Source organism: Rhodobacter sp. 4.3.4 (genome assembly GCF_058724655.1).
Genome location: NZ_CM178967.1, coordinates 2,720,736 through 2,740,920, shown reverse-complemented (window position 1 = coordinate 2,740,920; position 20,185 = coordinate 2,720,736). Strand labels below are relative to the sequence as shown.

Genomic DNA, 20,185 nt, shown 5'->3' with positions numbered 1-20,185 from the left:
GGGCCGCCGGTCATGGGGATGAACGCAGGATGGGCCGGAATCCGGCGCCGGGCAAGCACTGATGACGCAAGCGTGAGATCAGGTGATCTGTGGTCCCGCGCGCAGGATGGCCAGCAGCGCCTCGAAATCTTCGGGCAGGGGCGAGGTGAAGCTGAGCTCCGCGCCGGTGACCGGATGGGTGAAGCCCAGCGTCGTCGCATGCAGCGCCTGCCGCGGGAAGCCCGCCACCGCCTCGGCCGCGGCGGCGCCCACCGCGCGGACCGAGAGTTTCCGTTTGCCGCCATAGGTGGGGTCCCCCACCAGCCCATGCCCCACATGCGCCATATGCACCCGGATCTGATGCGTGCGGCCGGTCTCCAGCCAGCAATCCATCAGGGCCGCGACGCCGCCAAAGGCCTCGACCGTGCGGGCGCGGGTGACGGCATGGCGCCCGCCGGTGAACAGCACCGCCTGGCGCTGCCGATCGGTCGGGTGGCGGGCGAGCTGCGAGGTGATCTTCAGGATGCCGCCCTGTTCGAAATTCACCCCGCGGATGCCGCGCAGCCGCGGATCGGCGGCAGAGGGCACGCCCTGCACCAGCGCGGTGTAATGGCGATGCACCGTGTGTTTTTCGAATTGCGCCGCAAGGCCGTGATGCGCGCGGTCAGATTTCGCCACGACGAGCAGGCCCGAGGTCTCCTTGTCGATCCGGTGCACGATGCCCGGCCGCGCCTCGCCGCCGATGCCGGAAAGCCTGCCGCCGAAATGATGAAGCAGCGCATTGACCAGCGTGCCGTCCTCGGAGCCCGGCGCCGGATGCACCACCATCCCCGCGGGCTTGTCGATCACGATCAGGTCGTCGTCTTCCCACAGCACATTCAGCGGAATGTCCTGCGCCAGGGTTTCGACGGCGCGGGGCGGTTCGAGCGCGATCAGGTAGACCTCGCCCGGGGCGACCTTGGCCTTCTGATCGGTGATCGCCACGCCGTCCCTTGTCACCGCGCCCTCGGCGATCAGCCGCGCCAGACGTGAGCGCGACAGCGCCGCTTCTTCTGGCACAAGCGCCGCCAATGCCTTATCAAGCCGCTCGGCGGGGTCTTCGCCGATTTCGAAGCGCAGGAGGTGTGCCGCGATGTCCGACATGATGCCTTCCGATCCGGCGCCGCCGCCTGAAGTGAAGTTTCTGAAGATTCTTACCACCACCCTTGCGGGGGTGATGATCTTCGGCCTTCTAACGATCATCTTCCTGCTTGTCACCCGCCTGCCGGGGGCGACGAAGCTGCCCGCGCTGCCCGCGCTGCCCGCTGCGATCGCCCTGCCCTCGGGGGAAAAGGCGGAAACCGTGACCTTCGGCAAGGGGTTTACCGTGGTTGTCACCGAAAGCGGCCGGGTGCTGGTATACCGGCCCGATGGCGGGCTGGCGCAGGATGTGGCGCTGAAGTGACGCTGATCTGGCCTCGGCCATCGCCGAGGCCATGCGAAACAGATGTCCCATGACCGCCGGGGCGCCAAAGCGTCCCGGCCAGCGCCCGCCCCGCCCATGGCGGGCGCTTCTCGCCCGCCGGGGCTGGGCGCTGGCCTCTCGTCGTGCTTGGGGATGCGGTCGTTTCATTCGCGTCGTGCTGCGGGCGGGGAAAGGCGATGCCTTTCCTGATCCGCCCGAAGGGATCGATCAAAACAAAACCGCCGAAGGTGTGCACCTCCGGCGGGCGTATTTTTCCCAAGAAAAAGAAAAGCCGGAAGCTTACTTCGCTTCCAGCGCGTCGAGCCGGGCCTTGAGCGCCTCGTTCTCCTCGCGCGCCTTGGTGGCCATCGCCTTCACCGCGTCGAATTCCTCGCGGGTGACGAAATCGCGATCGGCCATCCAGCGGTCCATCCAGCTTTTCATCGCCGTTTCCGCCTCGGTCTTGGCGCCCTGCGCCACGCCCATCGCATTGGTCATCAGCTTCGACATCTCGTCGAAAAGTTTGTTCGGAGCTTGCATCGTCTTCACCTTCTGCCTGCGGGCCGCCGCACCGGCCCCGCTTGCGCCCTATATGGGCCGTCAGGCCCGCCGAGACAAGGTTGACTTCGCCGCAGCGCAAGGGCCAATTGGCACCGCTTTAGCCCGAGGACGCCATGGCCCTTCCTTTCCCCGACATCTCTCCCGATGCCTTCGAGATCCCGATCCTCGACTGGCCTGTCCGCTGGTATGCGCTGGCCTATATCGCAGGCCTTCTGGCGGGCTGGCGCATCGTCGTCGCGCTGATGCGGCGCCCGAAGCTTTGGGGCAAGACCGCGCCGATGGCCCCCGAGGCGGTCGAGGATCTGCTGACCTGGGTGATCCTCGGTGTCATCCTCGGCGGGCGGCTGGGCTTTGTGCTGTTCTATGATCCCGCCACCTATCTGGCCGATCCGCTGGCGATTTTCCGGGTCTGGGAAGGCGGCATGTCCTTCCATGGCGGCTTTGCGGGCGTCGTCATCGCCGGGCTGATCTTTTGCTGGCGGCGCGGCATCGCGCCCCTGTCCGTGGGCGATGCCTTTGCGCTGGTGGCGCCGATCGGGCTGTTCCTGGGCCGGATCGCCAATTTCATCAAGCCCGAGCTTTGGGGGCGGCCGACCGATCTGCCCTGGGGCGTGATCTTCCCGGTCGAGGCGGCGCAGATCTGCAACGGCTGGGCCGGGCAGGTGGATTACGCCTGCGCCCGCCATCCCTCGCAGCTTTACGAGGCCGGGCTTGAGGGGCTGGTTCTGGGCGGGGTCTTGTGGGCGCTGTTCGCCCGGGGCGCGCTGCGCCGCCCGGGGCTGCTGATGGGGGTGTTCCTGATCGGCTACGGGCTCGCCCGCGCCTTTGTCGAGCTGTTCCGCCAGCCCGATGCGCAATTCGCCAGCGCCGCCAATCCGATGGGCTATGCCTATTTTCTGGGCGATATCGGCCTCACCATGGGGCAGGTGCTGTCGGCGCCGATGATCGTGATGGGGCTGATGCTGGTGCTTTACGCGCGGATGCGGGGGACGAAGTGACCCCGCTGGCGCGGCTTCTGGCGGCGCGCATCGCGGCCGAGGGGCCGATCGGGCTGGACCGCTACATGGCCGACTGCCTGTTGCATCCCGAGCACGGCTATTACGCCACCCGCGATCCCTTTGGCCGGGCGGGCGATTTCATCACCGCGCCGGAGATCAGCCAGATGTTCGGCGAGATGCTGGGGCTCTGTCTGGCGCAGGTCTGGCTCGATCAGGGCCGCCCGGCCCCCTTCACCCTGGCCGAGATCGGGCCGGGGCGGGGGACGCTGATGGCCGATGTGGCGCGGGTGATCCGCTCTGTTCCCGGCATGGCCGAGGCGGCGCGGCTGCATCTGATCGAAGCCTCTCCCACCCTGCGCGCGGTGCAGCGCCAGACGCTCGCCGCGCATCCGGTCACCTGGCATGACAGCGTCGAAACCCTGCCCGGGGCGCCGCTGTTCCTGCTGGCGAACGAGTTCTTCGACGCCCTGCCGATCCGGCAATTCCTGCGCACCGAGGCGGGTTGGGCCGAGCGTCAGGTGGGTCTGCAGGGTGAGCGCCTTGTGCCCGGCCTTGCGCCGCCGACCCGCTTTGCCGCGCTCGAACACCGGCTGGCCGATACGAAACCGGGCGATGTGGTCGAGACCTGCCCCGCCGCCGCGCCGATCCTGACCGGGATCGCCCGCCGCATCGCCGCCCATGGCGGTGCGGCGCTGGTGATCGATTACAGCCATTGGCGCAGTCTGGGCGACACCTTTCAGGCGGTGAAAGCGCATGAGTATTGCGACCCTTTCGCCGCCCCCGGCGAGGCCGATCTGACCGCCCATGTCGCCTTCGAACCGCTGGCCGCGGCGGCCCGGGGGGCGGGGGCGCAGGCCTCGGCGATGACCGCGCAGGGGGTGCTGCTGGAGCGGCTCGGCATCGCCGCCCGGGCCGAAGCGCTGGCGGCCAAGCTTTCGGGCCGCGCGCTTGAGGCGCATCTGGCCGCGCATCGGCGCTTGACCCATCCCGAAGAAATGGGTCAGGTGTTCCAAAGTCTTGCCATTTTTCCCGCAACCGCCCCGGTGCCCCCGGGCTTCGATGTTTGATCCATGCCCACGACGCTTGACATCCTGACCTCTCCGGCCCTTTCGGGGGTGACGCACGGGTTCTTCACCCGCAAGGGGGGGGCCTCTTCCGGCATCTTCGCCGGGCTCAATTGCGGCCATGGCTCCTCGGATCAGACCGAGGCGGTGGCGCTGAACCGGGCGCGGGTGGCGGCGGCGATGGGGGGGACGTCCGCGGCGCTGGTGGGGGTGCATCAGATCCATTCCGCCGAGGTGCTGGTGGTCGAAGACCTGCCCGTCGCGCCGGTGCAGGCCGATGCGCTGGTGACGAAACGGCCCGGCATCGTGCTCAGCGTGCTGACGGCGGATTGCCAGCCGGTGCTGTTTGCCGACCGCACCGCCGGGGTGGTGGGCGCGGCCCATGCGGGCTGGCGCGGTTGCCGCGATGGCGTGCTGGAGGCGACGCTTGACGCGATGGAGGCGCTGGGCGCGGCCCGTGAGCGGATTTCCGCGGTGATCGGCCCCTGCATCTCGCAGCGCGCCTATGAGGTCGGCCATGACTTCATGGAAAATTTCCTGAGCGACGATCCGCAGGCGGGGCGGTTCTTTGCCGCCGGTCCCGCGGGCAAGCCGCTCTTCGATCTGCCGGGCTACGGGCTGTCGCGGCTGCGCGCGGCCGGGGTGGGGCAGGCGGAATGGACCCGGCACTGCACCTATTCCGACCCCGAGCGGTTCTATTCCTTCCGCCGCACCACCCATGCGGGCGAGGCGGATTACGGCCGTTTGATCTCGGCGATTCGGCTCTAGGGCGGGCGGTCCGGGCCTGTCGGGGGTTGATTGTGGCGAAATTCGCGCCGCAATCGCCGTTAACCCTTTATTTTGCAGTTTTGCGCAACACTGCCTGCCATGATTTCGCCTGCGGGCGGCGCAGGAAAGCACACTTGGTGCCCTATCCTCGCCGTATTGCGGGGGGAAAACACAGAAGCGACCGATGCCGCGCATCGATCCGCAAGACCCGCAGGAGAGCAGAATGACCCTGAAACCGACCCCGCGCTGGATGCTGACCGCCGTTGAGGGCGCCGCCAAGGCCTCTGTCGCGATGCCCTGGCAGCGCGGTGCCCGCCGCGCCGAGATGCTGGCACGACGCGAGGGAGCTGTGGCTCCGGTCGCGGCCCGGCGTCCCTCGCTCGCCGCCCGCTGATCCTTTCCGCCTTTGGCGCCGCGCCTTCGGGCCTGATCGGCGCCGCAGGGGCCGGGGGCTGCCACCCCCGGCCGCAAGCGGACCGGTTGCGCCGATTGCGGCGAAATCCGGGCATTGTTGCCGCCGCAGGCCCGGTGGCGGGGCCGCGGCCGGGATTGGGGGTGCGTCGTGCCGCAAGTCTTGCCGAAATTTGACACGCTTGCGCAAGGCGGTCGTGATTGAGCGGTCTTTCTGCATGCGGTGGGGGCCGTCGCAGATCTGACCGGACCGGAAGGCTGTTCCATGTCGATGACCCACCGGCTCGGGGCCGGGCTGGCTGCCCTGCCCGTTGACCGCAGCGATCTCTCTGCCGGGCTGGCCGCCCGAAAGCCGCCCTTGGGGGTGGCGAAATCGCCGCGCGCGATGCCGCTGACCCGGCTTTATGAGGCGGCTTGGCTGACCGCCGCGGGCAGGATCGAGACCGGCACCCGGCTTGCGCCGGCGACGCCGCTTTTCGAGGAGGCGTTTTCGGCGCTCGCGCGGGGCTCGGTGCTGATGACCGAGGACGGCCCGGTCGCGATCGAGGATCTGCAGCCCGGCCAGCGCGTCCTGACCGCCGAGGGGCGCCCGGAACAGGTGTGCTGGATCGGCGCGATGGTGATCTATCCCGGCGCCGGGACGGGCCAGGATCCGCAGGACCGGGTCAGCCTGACGCGGATCACCGCCGAGGCTTTCGGGGCGGGGCGGCCGGGGCTGGATCTGGTGCTGGGTCCGGGGGCGCGGCTGTGCCTGCGCGATCCGCGCCTGCGCCGGGTCGTGGGCGCCGAGGCGGCCTATGTGCCCGCCCGCGCCTTCCTGGACGGGATCAGCGTGATCGAGGTCACCCCTTCGGCGCCGGTCACGGTCTATCATCTGGTGCTCAAACACCACGGCTCGCTGCGCGTTGCCGGGCTGGAGATCGAGGCCTTTCACCCCGGCGAGGGGGTGGGGCGGCGGATCGATCCGCGGATGCTGTCGCTTTTCGAGGCGCAATTTCCGCAATTCGAAAGCCTTGCCGCCTTCGGCCCGCCCGCGCATCCGCGCCTGACCCGGTTCGAGGCCGAAAGCCTCTGGGACTGAGCGGGGGATTTCGCCCCGGCAAGCCGGGGCGACCCGCGGGGGGCTCCGCCCCCCGCACCCCCCGGCGTATTTTGCCAAGGAAAATCAGGGCTGAGGCGGCCGACACGTCGGGGCGGACCCGAAAGGGGGGTTCCTTGGCAAAATACGCATCTTGGGGGTCCGGGGGCGAAGCCCCCGGCGGGTCGCCTCGCGCAAGCGAGGCGAAATCCCGGTTCCCCTACTGCGGCAGCGTCTCGCGCAGATAGCGGATCATGTTGCCGCCCATGACCTTCGCGATCCCCCGCTCGCTCAATCCGGCCTCCAGCAGGGCCTGTGTCAGCGCGGCCAGTTCCGATGCGTCGAATTCCGTCTCGACCGCGCCGTCGAAATCCGAGCCGAGCGACACGTGATCTTCGCCCACCAGCCGCACCGCCGCCACGATCGACCTTGCCACCCCCGCAGGCGTCGCGTCGCAGGTCACCTCGGCCCAGGCGCCGATGCCGATCAGACCGCCTTTGGCCGCGATCTCCTGCATCAGCGCGTCGGGGAAGTTGCGCTTCACCGGGCAGACGCCATGAATGCCGCCATGGCTGACGATCGGGCGCGTGCCCTCCATCGCCAGCACCTCCCGCGCCATCTGTTCCGAGGCATGCGCAAGGTCGATCACCATGTGCTTTTGCACCATCTTTTCAACCACCTGCCGTCCGAAGGGCGTCAGCCCGGTGCCCCCCTCGCCATGCAGCGAGCCGCCCAGTTCGTTGTCGAAAAAATGCGTGAGCCCCAGAAGCCGGAACCCGGCGTCGTAAAGCCGGTCGAGGGTCTCGATCCGGCCCTCCAGCACATGCCCGCCCTCGGCGCCCAGAATCCCGGCCACGGTTTCGGCGCCCTCGGCCCGCGCCGCCAGCACCCGGTCGAGATCGGTCCCCGTCCGCACCACCACCAGCTGATCGGGGGCCGCCTCTGCCATCGCGGCCAGCCGCGCCGCCTGATCGAGCGCGCGTTCGGCAAGGCTGAACCAGGTCTTTACCGGGCGCAATTGCCCCATCACCAGAAGCGTGATGTTGTCCCGCGCCCCGGCGTCGTTCCGGTCGTAATTCATCCCGGCGGGGGTTTTCGTCACCGTGGTGAAGACCTGCACCGCCACATTCCCCGCCCGCAGCCGCGGCAGATCGACATGGCCGCGGTCTGAGCGGGTCAGGAGGTTGCGATCCCACAACAGCGCGTCGGAATGCCAGTCGCCGAGGATGAGCGTCTTGTGCAGCGCCGCCGCCTGCGCCGAGACCGGCCAGGGATCATGCGGCACGACCCTGTTCTGCGCCTTTTCGACGAGGCCCGGGGCAAAGGCGAAGAAGGCCCCCGCCGCCAGGATCACCGCCCCGCCGAGGCCCCATCCGATGCGTCTTGCCCAGCCCATGCGCGCCTCCCCTTTTCGGGCAGGCTAGCAGGGCCGGGCGCAGCCGCAAAGCGCCGAGGTGAACTCAGCCCTCCATCGCCTCCAGTTCGTCGATCAGCCCGGCGATCATCGACAGACCCTTGTCCCAGAACGCCGGGTCCGAGGCATCAAGGCCAAAGGGCGCCAGCAGATCCTTGTGATGTTTCGAGCCGCCCGCCTCCAGCATCTCGAAATATTTCGTCTGGAAGTCGGGCAGGCCCGCCGCATAGGTCGCGTAAAGCGCATTCACCAGCCCGTCGCCGAAGGCATAGGCATAGACGTAGAAGGGCGAATGCACGAAATGCGGGATATAGGTCCAGAAGGTCTCATAGCCCGGCATGAACTCGAAGGCCGGGCCGAGGCTTTCGGCCTGCACCGACATCCAGAGCGCGTTGATCGCCTCGGGCGTGAGTTCGCCTTGCGCGCGGGCCGCATGCAGCTTGCATTCGAAATCGTAAAACGCGATCTGCCGGACGACGGTGTTGATCATGTCCTCGACCTTGCCCGCCAGCAGCTGCTTGCGCTCGGCGGGGGTTTTCGCGGCATCGAGCAGCGCGCGGAAGGTCAGCATCTCGCCGAAAACGCTCGCCGTTTCCGCCAGCGTCAGCGGCGTGTCCGAGAGCAGCGGCCCCTGTCCCGCGGCCAGCACCTGATGCACGCCATGGCCAAGCTCATGCGCAAGGGTCATCACGTCGCGCGGTTTGCCCAGATAGTTCAGCATCACATAGGGATGGACGGTGGTGACGGTCGGATGGGCAAAGGCCCCCGGCGCCTTGCCCGGTTTCACCCCGGCATCGATCCAGCCTTTGTCAAAGAAGGGCGCGGCGATCTCGGCCATGCGCGGCGAAAACGCGCCGTAGGCGGCCAGAACCGTCGCCTTCGCCTCGTCCCACAGGATCTTGCGCGGAGTCTCGGTCGGCAGCGGCGCGTTGCGGTCCCAGATCTGCAGTTTCTCCAGCCCCAGCCATTTCGCTTTCAGCGCGTAATAGCGATGCGAAAGCCGCGGATAGGCGGCCACGACCGCATTGCGCAGGGCCTCGACCACCTCGGGCTCGACATGGTTCGACAGGTGACGGCCCATCTGCGGCGTGGGCATCTTCCGCCAGCGGTCCTCGATCTCCTTTTCCTTGGCCAGCGTGTTGTGCACGCGCGCGAAAAGCTTGACGTTCTGCCCGAAGACCCGCGCCAGTTCGCGCGCCGCCGCCTCGCGCTTGGCCCGGTCGTGATCGGTCAGCAGCGTCGTCGCCGCCTCAAGGTTCAGCGTCTCGCCATCCACGGTGAATTCCAGCGCCGCGGTGGTTTCGTCAAACAGCCGGTTCCACGCGGCCGCCCCCACAACCGACTGATCGTGCAGGAACTTTTCCAGCTCATCCGAAAGCTGATAGGGTTTCATCGCCCGCATCCGGTCAAACACCGGCTTGAACCGCGCCACCAGCGGATCGGCAAAGACCGCTTCATAGCGCGCATCCTCGATGCGGTTGAACTCCAGGCTGAAGAACACCAGCGGCGTGGTGAAAGCGGTGATCCTGTCGCCCGCATCCGACATGAACTTGGCACGCCCGGCATCGGTGGTGTTCTGATAATAGCGCAGCCCCGCATAGGACATGATCCGCCCGGCCGTGGTCTCGATCGCCTCGTGACGCGCGATGCATTCGGCCATTCCGGCGGCGTCCAGCTGTGCCAGCCTGCCCTCGTAGTCGCGGGCGAAGGCGGCGCATTCGGCCTCGAGCCAGGCCATGTCGCGGGCAAATTCGGGCGCGTCGGGGGCGGTGTAAAGATCGCTCAGATCCCAGTCGGGCAGGGCGCCGAAGTCGCCGGAGCCTGCCTGCGCGGGCGTGGCATCGAAACGGGGGGCGGGGAGGGGACGGAACATGGCTTTCTCCTTGCGGGTCGGATCAGAGATAGGGGCAGGGCAGGGGGCGTGCAAGCCGGGTTTGGATTGCACGTTTGCCCAAACGTTGTGCAGGTGCATAGCGATCAGGCGTTCCTGTCGGGCTTTCTGGCCCGTTTCCTGCTGCGGCGCTTCCGCTTGTGCCGCGGCCTGCCTAGGATTCAACCAGGGCGAGGGAATCACGCATGACGACTTATTTCAACGAAATGTACGAAAGCGGCACCGTCCGCGAGCCCTATGCGCGGCTCGAAGACTGGACGAAGGCCATGCCCGCGGAATTGCGCGCGATGAAACAGGCCGAGGCCGAGGCGCTTTTTCGCCGGATCGGCATCACCTTTGCGGTCTATGGCGAGGGCGGCGACCCGGACCGGCTGATCCCGTTCGACATGTTTCCGCGCGTCTTCACGCAAGCCGAATGGCGCAAGCTGGAACGTGGCATCAAGCAGCGGGCGCGGGCGCTGAACGCCTTTTTGCTGGATGTCTATGGCCGCGCCGAGATCGTGCGGGCGGGCAAGATCCCGGCGCGGATGGTGTTTCAGAACGAGGCCTTCGAGCGCGCCGTGGCAGGCTTCACCCCGCCGCGCGGGATCTATTCCCATATCGTCGGCATCGACATCGTGCGCACCGGCGCGGACGAGTTCTTCGTGCTCGAAGACAATTGCCGCACCCCCTCGGGGGTCAGCTACATGCTGGAAAACCGCGAGATCATGATGCGGATGTTCCCGCAACTTTTCCGCGAAAACCGTATAGAGCCGGTGGATGGCTATTCCGATGCGCTGCGCCGCACGCTGGCCAGTGTCGCCCCGGCGAAATGCGACCGCGAGCCGACCATCGCCATCCTGACGCCGGGCCATTACAACAGCGCCTATTACGAGCACAGTTTCCTGGCCGATCTGATGGGGGTCGAACTGGTCGAGGGCGCCGATCTTTTCGTCGAGGCCGGCTTCGTCTGGATGCGCACCACCGAGGGGCCGAAGAAGCTCGATGTGATCTATCGGCGCATCGACGACGCCTTCCTGGACCCGCTCTGCTTCCGCCCCGACAGCCTGTTGGGCATTCCCGGGCTGATGGATGTCTATCGCTCGGGGGGCGTGTCGATCTGTTCGGCGCCCGGCGCGGGGGTGGCCGATGACAAGGCGGTCTATACCTTCGTGCCCGAGATGATCCGGTTCTATCTGGGCGAAGAGCCGCTTTTGAACAACGTCCCCACCTGGCAATGCGCAAAGCCCGATGAATGCCGGTATGTGCTTGAAAATCTGGGCGATCTGGTGGTGAAAGAGGTGCATGGCTCGGGCGGCTACGGCATGTTGGTCGGGCCGAAATCGAGCGCCGAGCAGATCGAGACCTTCCGCGCCAAGATCGCCGCGCGTCCCGAAAACTACATCGCGCAGCCGACGCTGGCGCTGTCGGCCACGCCGACCTTTGTCGAGGAAGGCATCGCGCCGCGCCATGTCGATCTGCGGCCCTATTGCCTTGTCGGCGAGAAAATCGATCTGGTGCCGGGCGGTCTGACCCGCGTCGCGCTGAAGGAGGGGTCGCTGGTCGTGAACTCCTCGCAGGGCGGGGGCGTGAAAGACACCTGGGTTTTGGCGGAGTGACACCATGCTGAGCCGGACCGCTGAAAATCTGTTCTGGATCGCGCGTTACATCGAACGCGCCGAAACCATGGCGCGGCTGCTCGAGGTGGGCGCGCGCATCGCGCTGATGCCCTCGGCCGGGCATGGCTACCGCAGCGAATGGGAGAGCCTGTTGCAGGCCTCGGGCACCTCGCCGGGATTTGCCGCGAAATATGGCGATCCGGTGCAGCGCAATATCGAAAGCTATCTGTTCTTTGACCGCGACAACCCCAGTTCGGTCGTCAGCTGCATCGAGCGGGCGCGGGAAAATGCCCGGATCGTGCGCTCGGCGCTGACCTCGCAGGTCTGGGATGCGCTCAATGGCGCGTTTCAGGAGATGCGGCAGCTGGAACGCAAACCGCGGTCCGAAATGGAGCTGACGGAGCTGACCGACTGGGTGATGCGGCAGGCGGCGCTGGTGCGGGGCGCCATCGATGCGACGCTGTTGCGCAACGACGGCTATGCGTTTTTGAACCTCGGCTTCGCTCTCGAACGGGCCGACAACACCGCGCGGCTGATCGACGTGAAATATTACGTCCTGCTGCCCTCGGTCGATTTCATCGGCTCGGGGCTGGACAATTACCAATGGCAGACCCTGCTGCGGGCGCTTTCGGCGCATCGGGCGTTTCACTGGGCTTATGGCGGCGAGATCACCGCGGCGAAGATCGCGCATTTCCTGATCCTCAATCCGCAATCGCCCCGCTCCCTGATCGCCACCGTCACCATGGCGATGGAAAATCTGGATGCGCTGGCACGGGGCTATCAGCGCTCCGGGGCGGCGCAGATGCGGGCGCGCGCGCTGGTGGGCGAGATCGCCGAAACCCGCGTCGAGGAAATCTTCGACGAGGGGCTGCATGAATTCCTGACCCGCTTCATCCGCGATGTCGGCGAATTGTCCGACATGGTTCAGGCGGCTTACTTGAGCGGAGAAGCGCGATGATCCTGACCGTGCATCACGTCACCACCTATGCCTATGACGCGCCGATGCGCAGCGCCGTGCAATCCTTGCGGCTGTTCCCGTCGCGTTTTGACGGGCAGCGCACGATCCGCTGGGATGTCGCGGTCGAGGGCGGCCTGCGCGGCGGCAATTTCCGCGACGGCGCGGGCGACAAGGTCGAGGGCTGGTCGCTGCGCGGCCCGGTGACCGAGGTGACGATTTCCGCCATCGGTCAGGTCGAGACCACCGACACTGCGGGGGTGCTGCGTGGCCATCGCGAGATCGTCTCGCCTTTCGCCTATCTGCGCGAGACCGCGGCGACCTGGATCGACCATGCGCTGCGCGATCTGGCGGAAACCGCGGGCCGTGGCACGAAAGACCCGCTGGAGCGGGCGCATCGGCTGTCGCGCGCGGTCAGCGACGCCATCGCCTATCGTCCCGGCACCACCCATGCGCATACGACCGCGGCCGAGGCTTTGGCCCAGGGCGAGGGGGTCTGTCAGGATCATGCCCAGGCCCTGATCGCGGCGGCCCGCGCCGTGGGGATGCCCGCGCGCTATGTCTCGGGCTATCTTTTCGCCCGCGAGGATGGCGAAAAGCATGAGGCCGCCCATGCCTGGGCCGAGATCTGGGTGGAAAACATCGGCTGGATCGGCTTTGACCCGGCCAATGAATGCTGCCCCGATGCGCGCTACATCCGCATCGGCTCTGGGCTTGATGCGCATGAGGCGGCGCCGATCAAGGGCGTGGCGCAGGGCGAGGGCAGCGAGCGTCTTGATGTCACGGTTGCCTTGGAGGCCGTGCAACAATAATCTGGCTGCCTGCTTTTCCGGGGGAATGATGACCTATTGCGTGGGCCTGCTGCTTGATCAGGGGATGGTGCTGTTGTCCGACACCCGCACCAATGCGGGGCTCGACAATATTGCGACCTATCGCAAGATGTTCGTCTTCGAAGATCCGGGCGAGCGGGTGGTGACGATCCTCACCGCGGGCTCGCTCTCGGTGACGCAGACGACGATTGCGCGGCTGCGCGAGGCGATCGAGCATCCCGACTCCAGCACCGACACCTCGATCATGCAGGCGCCGACGATGCTGGCGGTGGCCGAGATCATCGGCAACACGCTGGCAAGTGTGCGGCAGGACATCGACCACAAGATGAACGCGTCCAAGGTGACGGTCTCCGCCTCGATGATCGTGGCGGGGCAGCGCAAGGGCGGCACGATGCGGATGTTCCTGGTCTATCCCGAGGGCAATTTCATCGAGGCGACCGAGGACACGCCGTTCTTGCAGATCGGCGAGCACAAATACGGCAAGCCGATCCTCGATCGGGTGGTGCGGCCCGCGACCAGCCTGGAGGATGCGCAAAAGGCGGTGCTGCTGTCGATGGATTCGACGCTGCGCTCGAACCTGTCGGTGGGGATGCCGCTGGATCTGGCGGTGATCGAGAAGGACGCCTGCAAGGTCGGGCTGCGCAAGCGGATCGAAAAGGACGATGCGCAATTCGCGGCGATGTCGCTGGCCTGGTCCGAGGCGCTGCGCGACGGGTTCAGCCGGATCACGCTGTAAGCGGTTCAGCCCCGGTTCGCGTCGAACAGCGCCGCGCAGGCGTCGAAGAACAGCGCCCGCATCGCCGGGCCTTCCATCATCACCTCATGCTCGGCACCCTCGTAAAGGGCGAGCTGTCCGCCCGGCCAGCTGGCCATCCGGGTCCGCACCGGCTCTTGCGGCACGATGCGTTCCCGGCTGCCAAGCGCGCAATAGCACGGCAGATCGGGGGTGGGCAGCGCCGCCAGCGCGTCGCATTCCAGCACCGCCTCGGCCACCCAATGCAGAGAGGCCCCGGCAATCGCCAGCTCCGGCGCCTTTGCCGCCTGCCGCACCAGCAGCGCCCACATCTCGGGATCGGTGGTCAGGAAATTGTCGTGAAACCCCGCGCGATGGACGAAGCTGACCGGCCCCCAGCCCGGCGCATAGCGCAGCGCGAAGGGGCTGGTTCGGGTCATCCGCGCCAGCGCCGATCTGAAAGGCCGGATCGCCCGGGGCAGACCAACCCCCCACATCGGCGCGGAAAAGGCAATGGCCGCAAAGGGATGCGTTCCCATCAGACGGCGCAGCGCGATCGTGCCGCCCATCGAATGCGCCAGCACGACCCAGGGCCGCGGCAGATCCAGCTGCGCCGCCGCCGCCAGCATCGCATCGACATCGCGCTGATACTCGCTGAACTTCCCGACATGGCCCTTGACCGGATCGGCGATCAGCCGGTCCGAAAGCCCCTGTCCGCGCCAGTCGATCACCAGCGTGCCATAGCCCCGGGCTGCCAGATCGGCCGCCGCAGGACCATATTTTTCCGCATATTCGGCCCGGCCCGCAAACAGGAACACCGTGCCCTTCGCCCCCCCGCCCCACAGCGTCAGCCGCAGCCGCACGCCATCTTCGGCGGTCAGCCACCAAGCCTGACCGCCCTCCGGCCCTTCGGCCAGAGCGTGGAAAAGGGGGGCCTTCTCGATCACGACAGCGCCGAGCCCAGTTGCATCGCCACGCCCATGGCGCCGTCGATCTTCAGCTTGCCCGACATGAAGGCCATGGTCGGGTTCACCCGGCCCTCGATCATGCCGCGGAACGTTTCGGTGTCGGCGGTCAGCGTGACCACGGCTGCGTCATCGCCCGCGCGCACGCCATCGGGATCGCAGATGATGCTGCCTTCGCCCTCGATGATGAATTTCGCGGTGGATGAAAAGCCGTTCGGCAGCTTCGCCGAGAGTTGTTCCACGGCTTTTTCGATGACTTTGCTCATGTTGCCTCCGATTGTGAACGCCGCCCCCTCGATTTTCGCGGCATATGGGATAGAGTTCCGAATATGCGGGCGCTTTCGATCAGAGACAAATGTATCGTTGCGGCAGTTGCCGTCTTCGTCAACCTCGGTTTTCCGGCCGGGGCGGAAACTGCGGGGCTGGAGCGGCAATTCGCGGAGCTGGCCGATCCGGGCTATGCGGGCTGGCAAAGTGCCGAATCGGATATCCTCCGCGCCTGGTCGCGCTCGGGCTCGGCCGCGATGGATCTGCTTCTGAAACGCGGCGAAGAGGCGATGGATGCGGGCGATCTGCCCGCCGCGATCGAGCATCTGACCGCGCTGACCGATCACGCCCCCGATTTCCCCGAGGGCTGGAACGCCCGCGCCAGCGCCTATTACATGGCCGGGCAGCTGGGGCCCGCGATGGCCGATGTCGCGCAGGTGCTGCGACTTGAACCGCGGCACTGGGGCGCACTGGCCGGTCTGGGGATGATTTTCGCCGACATGGGCGACAAGGCGCGGGCTCTGGCGGCCTTTCGCGCCTCTTTCGCCTTGAACCCGCATCAGCAGGATGTGAAGGATTCGATCACACGGCTGGAAAAGGAGCTTGCGGGCATCACCTTGTGAGCCTGCAGGGGGAATGCGAGGGGCGGGGCAGGCGATGACGGGGCGGATCACCGCGGTCCTTGGGCCGACGAATACCGGCAAGACACATTACGCGATCGAGCGGATGCTCTCGCACCGCAGCGGGGTGATCGGCCTGCCGCTGCGGCTTCTGGCGCGCGAGGTCTATGACCGCATCGTCAAGGCGCGCGGCCCCTCGGTCGTGGCGCTGGTGACGGGCGAGGAGCGGATCGTTCCCGAACGGGCGCAATACTGGGTCTGCACCACCGAAGCCATGCCCGAAGTGGGCGCCGATTTCGTCGCCATCGACGAGATCCAGCTTTGCGCCGATCCCGAGCGGGGGCACGTCTTCACCGAGCGTCTTTTGTACATGCGCGGGCTGCACGAGACGCTGTTTCTGGGCTCGGATGCGATGAAGGGCGCCATCGCGGCGCTGGTTCCAAAAGTGCAATTCGCCCGGCGCGAGCGTTTGTCGAAATTGTCCTGGGCAGGTTCGAAAAAGATAAGCCGGATGAAGCCACGGGCGGCAATTGTCGGCTTTTCGGTTGAAAATGTGTATGCCATTGCCGAGCTGATCCGGCGCCAAAAGGGCGGTGCCGCGGTGGTGATGGGGGCGCTTTCGCCGCGCACGCGGAACGCTCAGGTCGCGATGTATCAAAACGGCGATGTCGATTATCTGGTCGCCACCGATGCGATCGGCATGGGGCTGAATCTTGACATCGAGCATGTCGCCTTTTCCGCCACGGCGAAGTTCGATGGCCGGCGGATGCGGCCTCTGTTCCCGCATGAGCTGGGCCAGATCGCGGGCCGGGCCGGGCGGCACACCACGGACGGCACCTTTGGCATCACCGGCGAGGCGCATCCCCTGCCCGAAGAGGTGATCGAGGCGATCGAGGAGCATCGCTTCGCGCCGATCCAGCGGCTGCAATGGCGCAATCCGCGGCTGGAATTCGGCACTGTGCCGCGGCTGATCCAGTCGCTCGAGGAAAGCCCGCAGAACGAATGGCTCAGCCGCGGCCGCGAGGCCGATGACCTGCGCGCGCTGAAAAGCCTGTCCGAGATGCCCGAGATCCGCGACCGGGTGCGCGCCCCCGCCGATGTGCGGCTTTTGTGGGAGACCTGCCGCATCCCCGATTTCCGCTCGATTTCCGAGACCGAACATGCGACCCTTCTGGCGCGCATCTTCGGGTTCCTGCAGACGGGCAAGGGCGTGCCTTCGGACTGGCTGAAATCCCAGATCGAACGCATCGACCGGACCTCGGGCGATATCGACACTTTGTCGAAACGTCTCGCCTTCATCCGCACTTGGACCTATGTTGCGCAACGCAAAGGCTGGGTGGATGACGAAACCCATTGGCGCGAAGAGACTCGCGCTGTAGAAGACCGTCTGTCGGATGCGCTGCATGGCGCGCTGACCCAACGATTTGTGGACCGGCGCACCAGTGTTCTGTTGCGGCGGCTCAAGCAGAAGGAGACCCTCGTGGCCGAGGTGAACGACAAGGGCGAAGTGATGGTCGAAGGCGAATTCGCCGGCCGTCTTGAGGGCTTCCGCTTCCGGCAGGACACCACGTCCTCGCCCGACGAGGCGAAGATGCTGGCGCGTGCCGCCTATGAGGCGCTGAAGCCCGAATTCAGCCTGCGGTCCGACCGCTTCTACAATGCCCCCGACACCGAGATGGATTTCACCGAGCAAGGTGGCCTGATGTGGGGCACGCAGGCGGTGGGCAAGCTGGTGAAGGGCGCCGATCCGCTCAAGCCCGCGGTCGAGCCCTTCGTCGACGAGGAAGCCGGTCCCGAGGTCGCCGAAAAGGTGCGCCGCCGTCTGCAGCATTTCATCGACCGCAAGATCGCCGCGCTGTTCGAGCCGCTTCTGGCGATGAGCCGTGACGAGGCGCTGACGGGTCTGGCCCGCGGTTTCGCCTTCCGGCTGGTCGAGCACATGGGCATCCTGCCGCGCGAGGGCGTGGCGGCCGAGGTCAAGGAACTGGACCAGGAGGCCCGCGGCGCGCTGCGCAAGCATGGCGTGCGCTTTGGCCAATACACGATCTTCCAGCAGCTGCTGCTGAAACCTGCGCCGACCCGGCTGCGGCTGGTGCTGGCCTCGCTTTGGGACGGGCTGTCCGAGTTCCCCGAAAGCCCGCCGCCCGGTCTGGTGACGATCCCCTATATCGCGGAAGTGCCGGTTTCGGCCTATACGCGCTCGGGCTATCGTCCGGCCGGGGTGCGGGCGATCCGCATCGACATGCTGGAGCGGCTGGCCGACATGCTGCGCACGCAAGACAGCAAGGCAGGTTTTGAAGCCACGCCGGACATGCTGTCGATCACCGGCATGACGCTGGAGCAATTCGCCGATCTGATGGGCGGGCTGGGTTATCGCGCCGAAAAGGGCGAACGCGAAAAGGCGAAACCCGTGGTCGAGGCGAAGGCGCCCGAGGCGGGCTCGGAAAATCCGATCCCCGAGGAGGCCTCGCCGATCGCCGAGGCCGAGGCCGAGGTGGCGGCCGCCCCGGCCGAGATGGAGAGCTTTTACACCTTCACCTGGGCGCCGCGTCCGCGCGCCGAGCGGGGGCCGCGTCGCGAGCCGCGGGACGGGGGCGAGGGCCATCGCGGCCCGCGCGAGCACAAGGGCGGCGAGCGTCCGCACAAAGGCGGTGAGCGCGGTGGCGAGCACAAGGGTGGCGAGAAGCGCTCCGAGGGTGGCAAGCCGCGGTCCCGCGATGGCGAGGGCAACCGCGGCGAGCGCAAGTTCGGCGCTGACGGCGGCAAGGGCGGGCCGAAGGGCGGCAAGCCCTGGGGCAAGGGCAAGCCGCAGGAGGACCGTGGCCGCGGCTTCGAATCGCATCCGCCGAAAAAGGACAAGCCGATCGATCCCGACAACCCGTTTGCGGCGGCGCTGATGGGGCTCAAGGGCAAGCTTTGATCCTTGTCTGACGCGAACGCATCCGAGGCGGGGCGCATCCGCATCGACAAATGGCTCTGGCAGGCGCGGTTCGCAAAGAGCCGCGCCTTGGCCGTTGATCTGGTCACCGCGGGCCGGGTGCGGCTGAACGGGCAGAAGCTGGAAAAGCCGGGCCGTGCGGTCGGTCCGGGGGATGTGCTGGCGCTGGCTCTGGGTGCCGAGGTGCGGGTGGTGCGCATCCTGGCCTGCGGCACCCGCCGCGGCCCCGCGCCCGAGGCGGCAACGCTTTATGAGCGGATCGACGCGCCAGCTAAGGGGCAGGAGGCGGGATGACGCCCCCCCCCGGCACTTCGCCGCACCCGGTTTTTGTATATCTCCTGCTCTTGATTGATCGCCCCCGGAGGGCTAGGACAACCCAGCGCCAAAGATTGGGGTTTCAAGAATGACCTATGTCGTCACCGACAACTGCATCGCCTGCAAATACACCGACTGCGTGGAAGTCTGCCCGGTGGACTGCTTCTACGAGGGCGAGAACACGCTGGTGATCCATCCCGACGAATGCATCGACTGCGGGGTCTGCGAACCGGAATGCCCGGCCGACGCGATCCGTCCGGACACCGAGCCGGGCATGGAGGACTGGGTCGAGTTCAACCGCACCTATGCCCAACAATGGCCGGTGATCACGATCAAGAAAGACCCGCTGCCGGGCCACAAGGACCGCGACGGCGAGACCGGCAAGCGCGAGAAATACTTCTCGCCCAATCCCGGCACCGGCGACTGATCGCGGCGCTTTCGGGCCGGGGCGCCGCGGCGTCCCGCCCCTGTCGAGTCGTCTCGGGGGCCGGATTTCCGGTCCCGGTCGGCGGCATCTTGCCTGCGCGGATCTGTCGCTGCGCGACGGGCCGCAAGATTAAGGCAAAACCCCGTTTTTCCCTCGGATTCCGGCTCTTCACGCGCATGTTCCCCTGCGCGAAGCTATGAATCGGCTGATTTTTGTGCTATAAAGTCGTTACAAAGGAGAACGCCCCATACCTCGGCCAGAACTGCTCGTCTGACGGGGTGTCTTTCGCAAAATTCAGGTCTCGCTGCGCATTTCGTGCCGCGTTGGTCTATTTTTGGATGGGGCCGTAACCGGGTGCAAGGAAGCGACTGAATGACCAAAATGAAGAAGACCGAATTCCGTCCGGACGATTTCGTTGTGTATCCGGCTCATGGCGTCGGCAAGATCATCTCGATCGAGGAACAGGAAATCGCCGGTCTGCGGCTGGAGCTGTTCGTGATCTCGTTCGAAAAGGACAAGATGACGCTCCGCGTTCCCACCCACAAGGCGGTGGATATCGGCATGCGCGGATTGTCGAGCCCGGATGTCGTGACCAAGGCGCTGGAAACCCTGAAGGGCAAGGCCAAGGTCAAGCGCGCGATGTGGTCGCGCCGGGCGCAGGAATACGAGCAGAAGATCAATTCGGGCGACCTTCTGTCGATTGCCGAGGTGGTGCGCGACCTGCACCGCGCCGACGATCAGCGCGAACAATCCTATTCCGAACGTCAGCTTTACGAAGCCGCGCTGGAGCGGCTGACCCGCGAAGTGGCGGCCGTCTCGGGCACCGATGAAGCCGGGGCGGCGAAAAAGGTCGACGAGGTTCTGGTCGGCCGCGCCGCCTGATCCTGGACGATACAGCAGAAAACGGGCCCCCGCGGGGGCCCGTTTTC

At 66.6% G+C, this 20,185-nt stretch carries 21 protein-coding genes; 15 read left to right on the top strand and 6 right to left on the bottom strand.

From position 1 onward, the window contains the following. Window positions 1-78: 78 nt before the first annotated feature. Window positions 79-1,122 carry an RluA family pseudouridine synthase gene (locus AC4PTB_RS13490; RefSeq protein ID WP_492190439.1) on the bottom strand — a complete coding sequence of 348 codons (1,044 nt, stop codon included), beginning with the start codon at window positions 1,120-1,122 and terminating at the stop codon, window positions 79-81. On the opposite strand from AC4PTB_RS13490, the gene AC4PTB_RS13485 reads away from it, so the two are divergent. Then, complete coding sequence (locus AC4PTB_RS13485) at window positions 1,112-1,423, top strand: DUF6476 family protein (protein ID WP_492190438.1); 312 nt, start codon at window positions 1,112-1,114, stop codon at window positions 1,421-1,423. The two genes, AC4PTB_RS13490 and AC4PTB_RS13485, sit on opposite strands and share 11 nt — an antisense overlap. Window positions 1,424-1,723: 300 nt before the next feature. Here AC4PTB_RS13485 and AC4PTB_RS13480 read toward each other — a convergent pair whose 3' ends face one another. Beyond that, window positions 1,724-1,963 carry an accessory factor UbiK family protein gene (locus tag AC4PTB_RS13480; RefSeq protein ID WP_023916636.1) on the bottom strand — a complete coding sequence of 80 codons (240 nt, stop codon included), beginning with the start codon at window positions 1,961-1,963 and terminating at the stop codon, window positions 1,724-1,726. A 134-nt stretch (window positions 1,964-2,097) separates the two neighbouring features. Between AC4PTB_RS13480 and lgt the strand changes: the two genes are divergently transcribed. The 5 genes from lgt to AC4PTB_RS13455 all read left to right on the top strand — a co-directional run bounded on the left by lgt (window position 2,098) and on the right by AC4PTB_RS13455 (window position 6,306). Next, window positions 2,098-2,982 (top strand): prolipoprotein diacylglyceryl transferase, encoded by an 885-nt coding sequence (lgt, locus tag AC4PTB_RS13475; RefSeq protein ID WP_492190437.1) that lies wholly within the window; start codon window positions 2,098-2,100, stop codon window positions 2,980-2,982. After that, window positions 2,979-4,049, top strand: a complete 1,071-nt coding sequence (locus AC4PTB_RS13470) for a class I SAM-dependent methyltransferase (RefSeq protein ID WP_492190436.1) — start codon at window positions 2,979-2,981, stop codon at window positions 4,047-4,049. Before lgt ends, AC4PTB_RS13470 begins: the two co-directional genes overlap by 4 nt. A 3-nt stretch (window positions 4,050-4,052) precedes the next feature. Next, entirely contained in the window at window positions 4,053-4,814 is a 762-nt protein-coding gene (gene pgeF / locus AC4PTB_RS13465) for a peptidoglycan editing factor PgeF (RefSeq protein WP_492190435.1), read from the top strand. Window positions 4,815-5,037: 223 nt separating this feature from the next. Further along, window positions 5,038-5,208, top strand: coding sequence for a hypothetical protein (locus AC4PTB_RS13460; RefSeq protein WP_492190434.1), 171 nt, complete (start codon window positions 5,038-5,040; stop codon window positions 5,206-5,208). A gap of 282 nt (window positions 5,209-5,490) precedes the next feature. Continuing rightward, a complete protein-coding gene (locus AC4PTB_RS13455) occupies window positions 5,491-6,306 on the top strand; it encodes a Hint domain-containing protein (RefSeq protein ID WP_492190433.1) in 816 nt (271 codons plus the stop codon). A gap of 217 nt (window positions 6,307-6,523) precedes the next feature. Here the strand turns inward: AC4PTB_RS13455 and AC4PTB_RS13450 are convergent, their stop codons facing one another. Further along, complete coding sequence (locus AC4PTB_RS13450) at window positions 6,524-7,699, bottom strand: dipeptidase (protein WP_492190432.1); 1,176 nt, start codon at window positions 7,697-7,699, stop codon at window positions 6,524-6,526. Window positions 7,700-7,763: 64 nt separating this feature from the next. Further along, entirely contained in the window at window positions 7,764-9,590 is a 1,827-nt protein-coding gene (locus tag AC4PTB_RS13445) for a M3 family oligoendopeptidase (RefSeq protein ID WP_492190431.1), read from the bottom strand. Between the two features lie 203 nt (window positions 9,591-9,793). Here AC4PTB_RS13445 and AC4PTB_RS13440 point away from each other — a divergent pair, with 203 nt between their 5' ends. The 4 genes from AC4PTB_RS13440 to AC4PTB_RS13425 are packed head-to-tail and all read left to right on the top strand — an operon-like array spanning window position 9,794 to window position 13,727. Then, a complete protein-coding gene (locus AC4PTB_RS13440; protein ID WP_492190430.1) occupies window positions 9,794-11,206 on the top strand; it encodes a circularly permuted type 2 ATP-grasp protein in 1,413 nt (470 codons plus the stop codon). 4 nt (window positions 11,207-11,210) lie between these two features. Continuing rightward, on the top strand, window positions 11,211-12,164 hold the full coding sequence (locus AC4PTB_RS13435) for an alpha-E domain-containing protein (protein WP_492190429.1): 954 nt from the start codon (window positions 11,211-11,213) through the stop codon (window positions 12,162-12,164). Further along, window positions 12,161-12,973, top strand: a complete 813-nt coding sequence (locus AC4PTB_RS13430; protein WP_492190428.1) for a transglutaminase family protein — start codon at window positions 12,161-12,163, stop codon at window positions 12,971-12,973. Before AC4PTB_RS13435 ends, AC4PTB_RS13430 begins: the two co-directional genes overlap by 4 nt. Window positions 12,974-13,001: 28 nt before the next feature. Further along, window positions 13,002-13,727, top strand: a complete 726-nt coding sequence (locus AC4PTB_RS13425) for a proteasome-type protease (protein WP_492190427.1) — start codon at window positions 13,002-13,004, stop codon at window positions 13,725-13,727. A 5-nt stretch (window positions 13,728-13,732) separates the two neighbouring features. Here AC4PTB_RS13425 and AC4PTB_RS13420 read toward each other — a convergent pair whose 3' ends face one another. Both AC4PTB_RS13420 and AC4PTB_RS13415 read right to left on the bottom strand, forming a co-directional pair. Then, window positions 13,733-14,671, bottom strand: a complete 939-nt coding sequence (locus AC4PTB_RS13420; RefSeq protein WP_492190426.1) for an alpha/beta fold hydrolase — start codon at window positions 14,669-14,671, stop codon at window positions 13,733-13,735. Further along, window positions 14,668-14,955 carry an SCP2 sterol-binding domain-containing protein gene (locus AC4PTB_RS13415; RefSeq protein WP_492190425.1) on the bottom strand — a complete coding sequence of 96 codons (288 nt, stop codon included), beginning with the start codon at window positions 14,953-14,955 and terminating at the stop codon, window positions 14,668-14,670. Before AC4PTB_RS13415 ends, AC4PTB_RS13420 begins: the two co-directional genes overlap by 4 nt. 63 nt (window positions 14,956-15,018) lie before the next feature. On the opposite strand from AC4PTB_RS13415, the gene AC4PTB_RS13410 reads away from it, so the two are divergent. The 5 genes from AC4PTB_RS13410 (at window position 15,019) to AC4PTB_RS13390 (ending at window position 20,138) form a co-directional block, all read left to right on the top strand. Beyond that, a complete protein-coding gene (locus tag AC4PTB_RS13410) occupies window positions 15,019-15,579 on the top strand; it encodes a tetratricopeptide repeat protein (protein WP_492190424.1) in 561 nt (186 codons plus the stop codon). 34 nt (window positions 15,580-15,613) lie between these two features. Beyond that, window positions 15,614-18,496 (top strand): helicase-related protein, encoded by a 2,883-nt coding sequence (locus tag AC4PTB_RS13405; protein WP_492190423.1) that lies wholly within the window; start codon window positions 15,614-15,616, stop codon window positions 18,494-18,496. 3 nt (window positions 18,497-18,499) lie between these two features. Next, window positions 18,500-18,808 (top strand): RNA-binding S4 domain-containing protein, encoded by a 309-nt coding sequence (locus AC4PTB_RS13400; RefSeq protein ID WP_492190422.1) that lies wholly within the window; start codon window positions 18,500-18,502, stop codon window positions 18,806-18,808. 109 nt (window positions 18,809-18,917) lie between these two features. Further along, window positions 18,918-19,256: a ferredoxin FdxA gene (fdxA, locus tag AC4PTB_RS13395; RefSeq protein ID WP_492190421.1), complete on the top strand. Its 339-nt coding sequence runs from the start codon at window positions 18,918-18,920 to the stop codon at window positions 19,254-19,256. Window positions 19,257-19,628: 372 nt separating this feature from the next. After that, window positions 19,629-20,138, top strand: coding sequence for a CarD family transcriptional regulator (locus tag AC4PTB_RS13390; RefSeq protein WP_013068497.1), 510 nt, complete (start codon window positions 19,629-19,631; stop codon window positions 20,136-20,138). Window positions 20,139-20,185 lie beyond the last annotated feature (47 nt).

Excerpts from the sequence above, each read along its gene's own strand:
- AC4PTB_RS13405 (WP_492190423.1), top strand. The coding sequence starts at position 15,614 with ATGACGGGGCGGATCACCGCGGTCCTTGGGCCGACGAATACCGGCAAG.
- AC4PTB_RS13445 (WP_492190431.1), bottom strand. The coding sequence starts at position 9,590 with ATGTTCCGTCCCCTCCCCGCCCCCCGTTTCGATGCCACGCCCGCGCAG.
- AC4PTB_RS13410 (WP_492190424.1), top strand. The coding sequence starts at position 15,019 with ATGCGGGCGCTTTCGATCAGAGACAAATGTATCGTTGCGGCAGTTGCC.
- AC4PTB_RS13450 (WP_492190432.1), bottom strand. The coding sequence starts at position 7,699 with ATGGGCTGGGCAAGACGCATCGGATGGGGCCTCGGCGGGGCGGTGATC.
- lgt (WP_492190437.1), top strand. The coding sequence starts at position 2,098 with ATGGCCCTTCCTTTCCCCGACATCTCTCCCGATGCCTTCGAGATCCCG.
- AC4PTB_RS13390 (WP_013068497.1), top strand. The coding sequence starts at position 19,629 with ATGACCAAAATGAAGAAGACCGAATTCCGTCCGGACGATTTCGTTGTG.
- AC4PTB_RS13435 (WP_492190429.1), top strand. The coding sequence starts at position 11,211 with ATGCTGAGCCGGACCGCTGAAAATCTGTTCTGGATCGCGCGTTACATC.
- AC4PTB_RS13480 (WP_023916636.1), bottom strand. The coding sequence starts at position 1,963 with ATGCAAGCTCCGAACAAACTTTTCGACGAGATGTCGAAGCTGATGACC.
- AC4PTB_RS13460 (WP_492190434.1), top strand. The coding sequence starts at position 5,038 with ATGACCCTGAAACCGACCCCGCGCTGGATGCTGACCGCCGTTGAGGGC.
- fdxA (WP_492190421.1), top strand. The coding sequence starts at position 18,918 with ATGACCTATGTCGTCACCGACAACTGCATCGCCTGCAAATACACCGAC.
- pgeF (WP_492190435.1), top strand. The coding sequence starts at position 4,053 with ATGCCCACGACGCTTGACATCCTGACCTCTCCGGCCCTTTCGGGGGTG.
- AC4PTB_RS13485 (WP_492190438.1), top strand. The coding sequence starts at position 1,112 with ATGTCCGACATGATGCCTTCCGATCCGGCGCCGCCGCCTGAAGTGAAG.
- AC4PTB_RS13430 (WP_492190428.1), top strand. The coding sequence starts at position 12,161 with ATGATCCTGACCGTGCATCACGTCACCACCTATGCCTATGACGCGCCG.
- AC4PTB_RS13490 (WP_492190439.1), bottom strand. The coding sequence starts at position 1,122 with ATGTCGGACATCGCGGCACACCTCCTGCGCTTCGAAATCGGCGAAGAC.
- AC4PTB_RS13425 (WP_492190427.1), top strand. The coding sequence starts at position 13,002 with ATGACCTATTGCGTGGGCCTGCTGCTTGATCAGGGGATGGTGCTGTTG.
- AC4PTB_RS13440 (WP_492190430.1), top strand. The coding sequence starts at position 9,794 with ATGACGACTTATTTCAACGAAATGTACGAAAGCGGCACCGTCCGCGAG.
- AC4PTB_RS13455 (WP_492190433.1), top strand. The coding sequence starts at position 5,491 with ATGTCGATGACCCACCGGCTCGGGGCCGGGCTGGCTGCCCTGCCCGTT.
- AC4PTB_RS13415 (WP_492190425.1), bottom strand. The coding sequence starts at position 14,955 with ATGAGCAAAGTCATCGAAAAAGCCGTGGAACAACTCTCGGCGAAGCTG.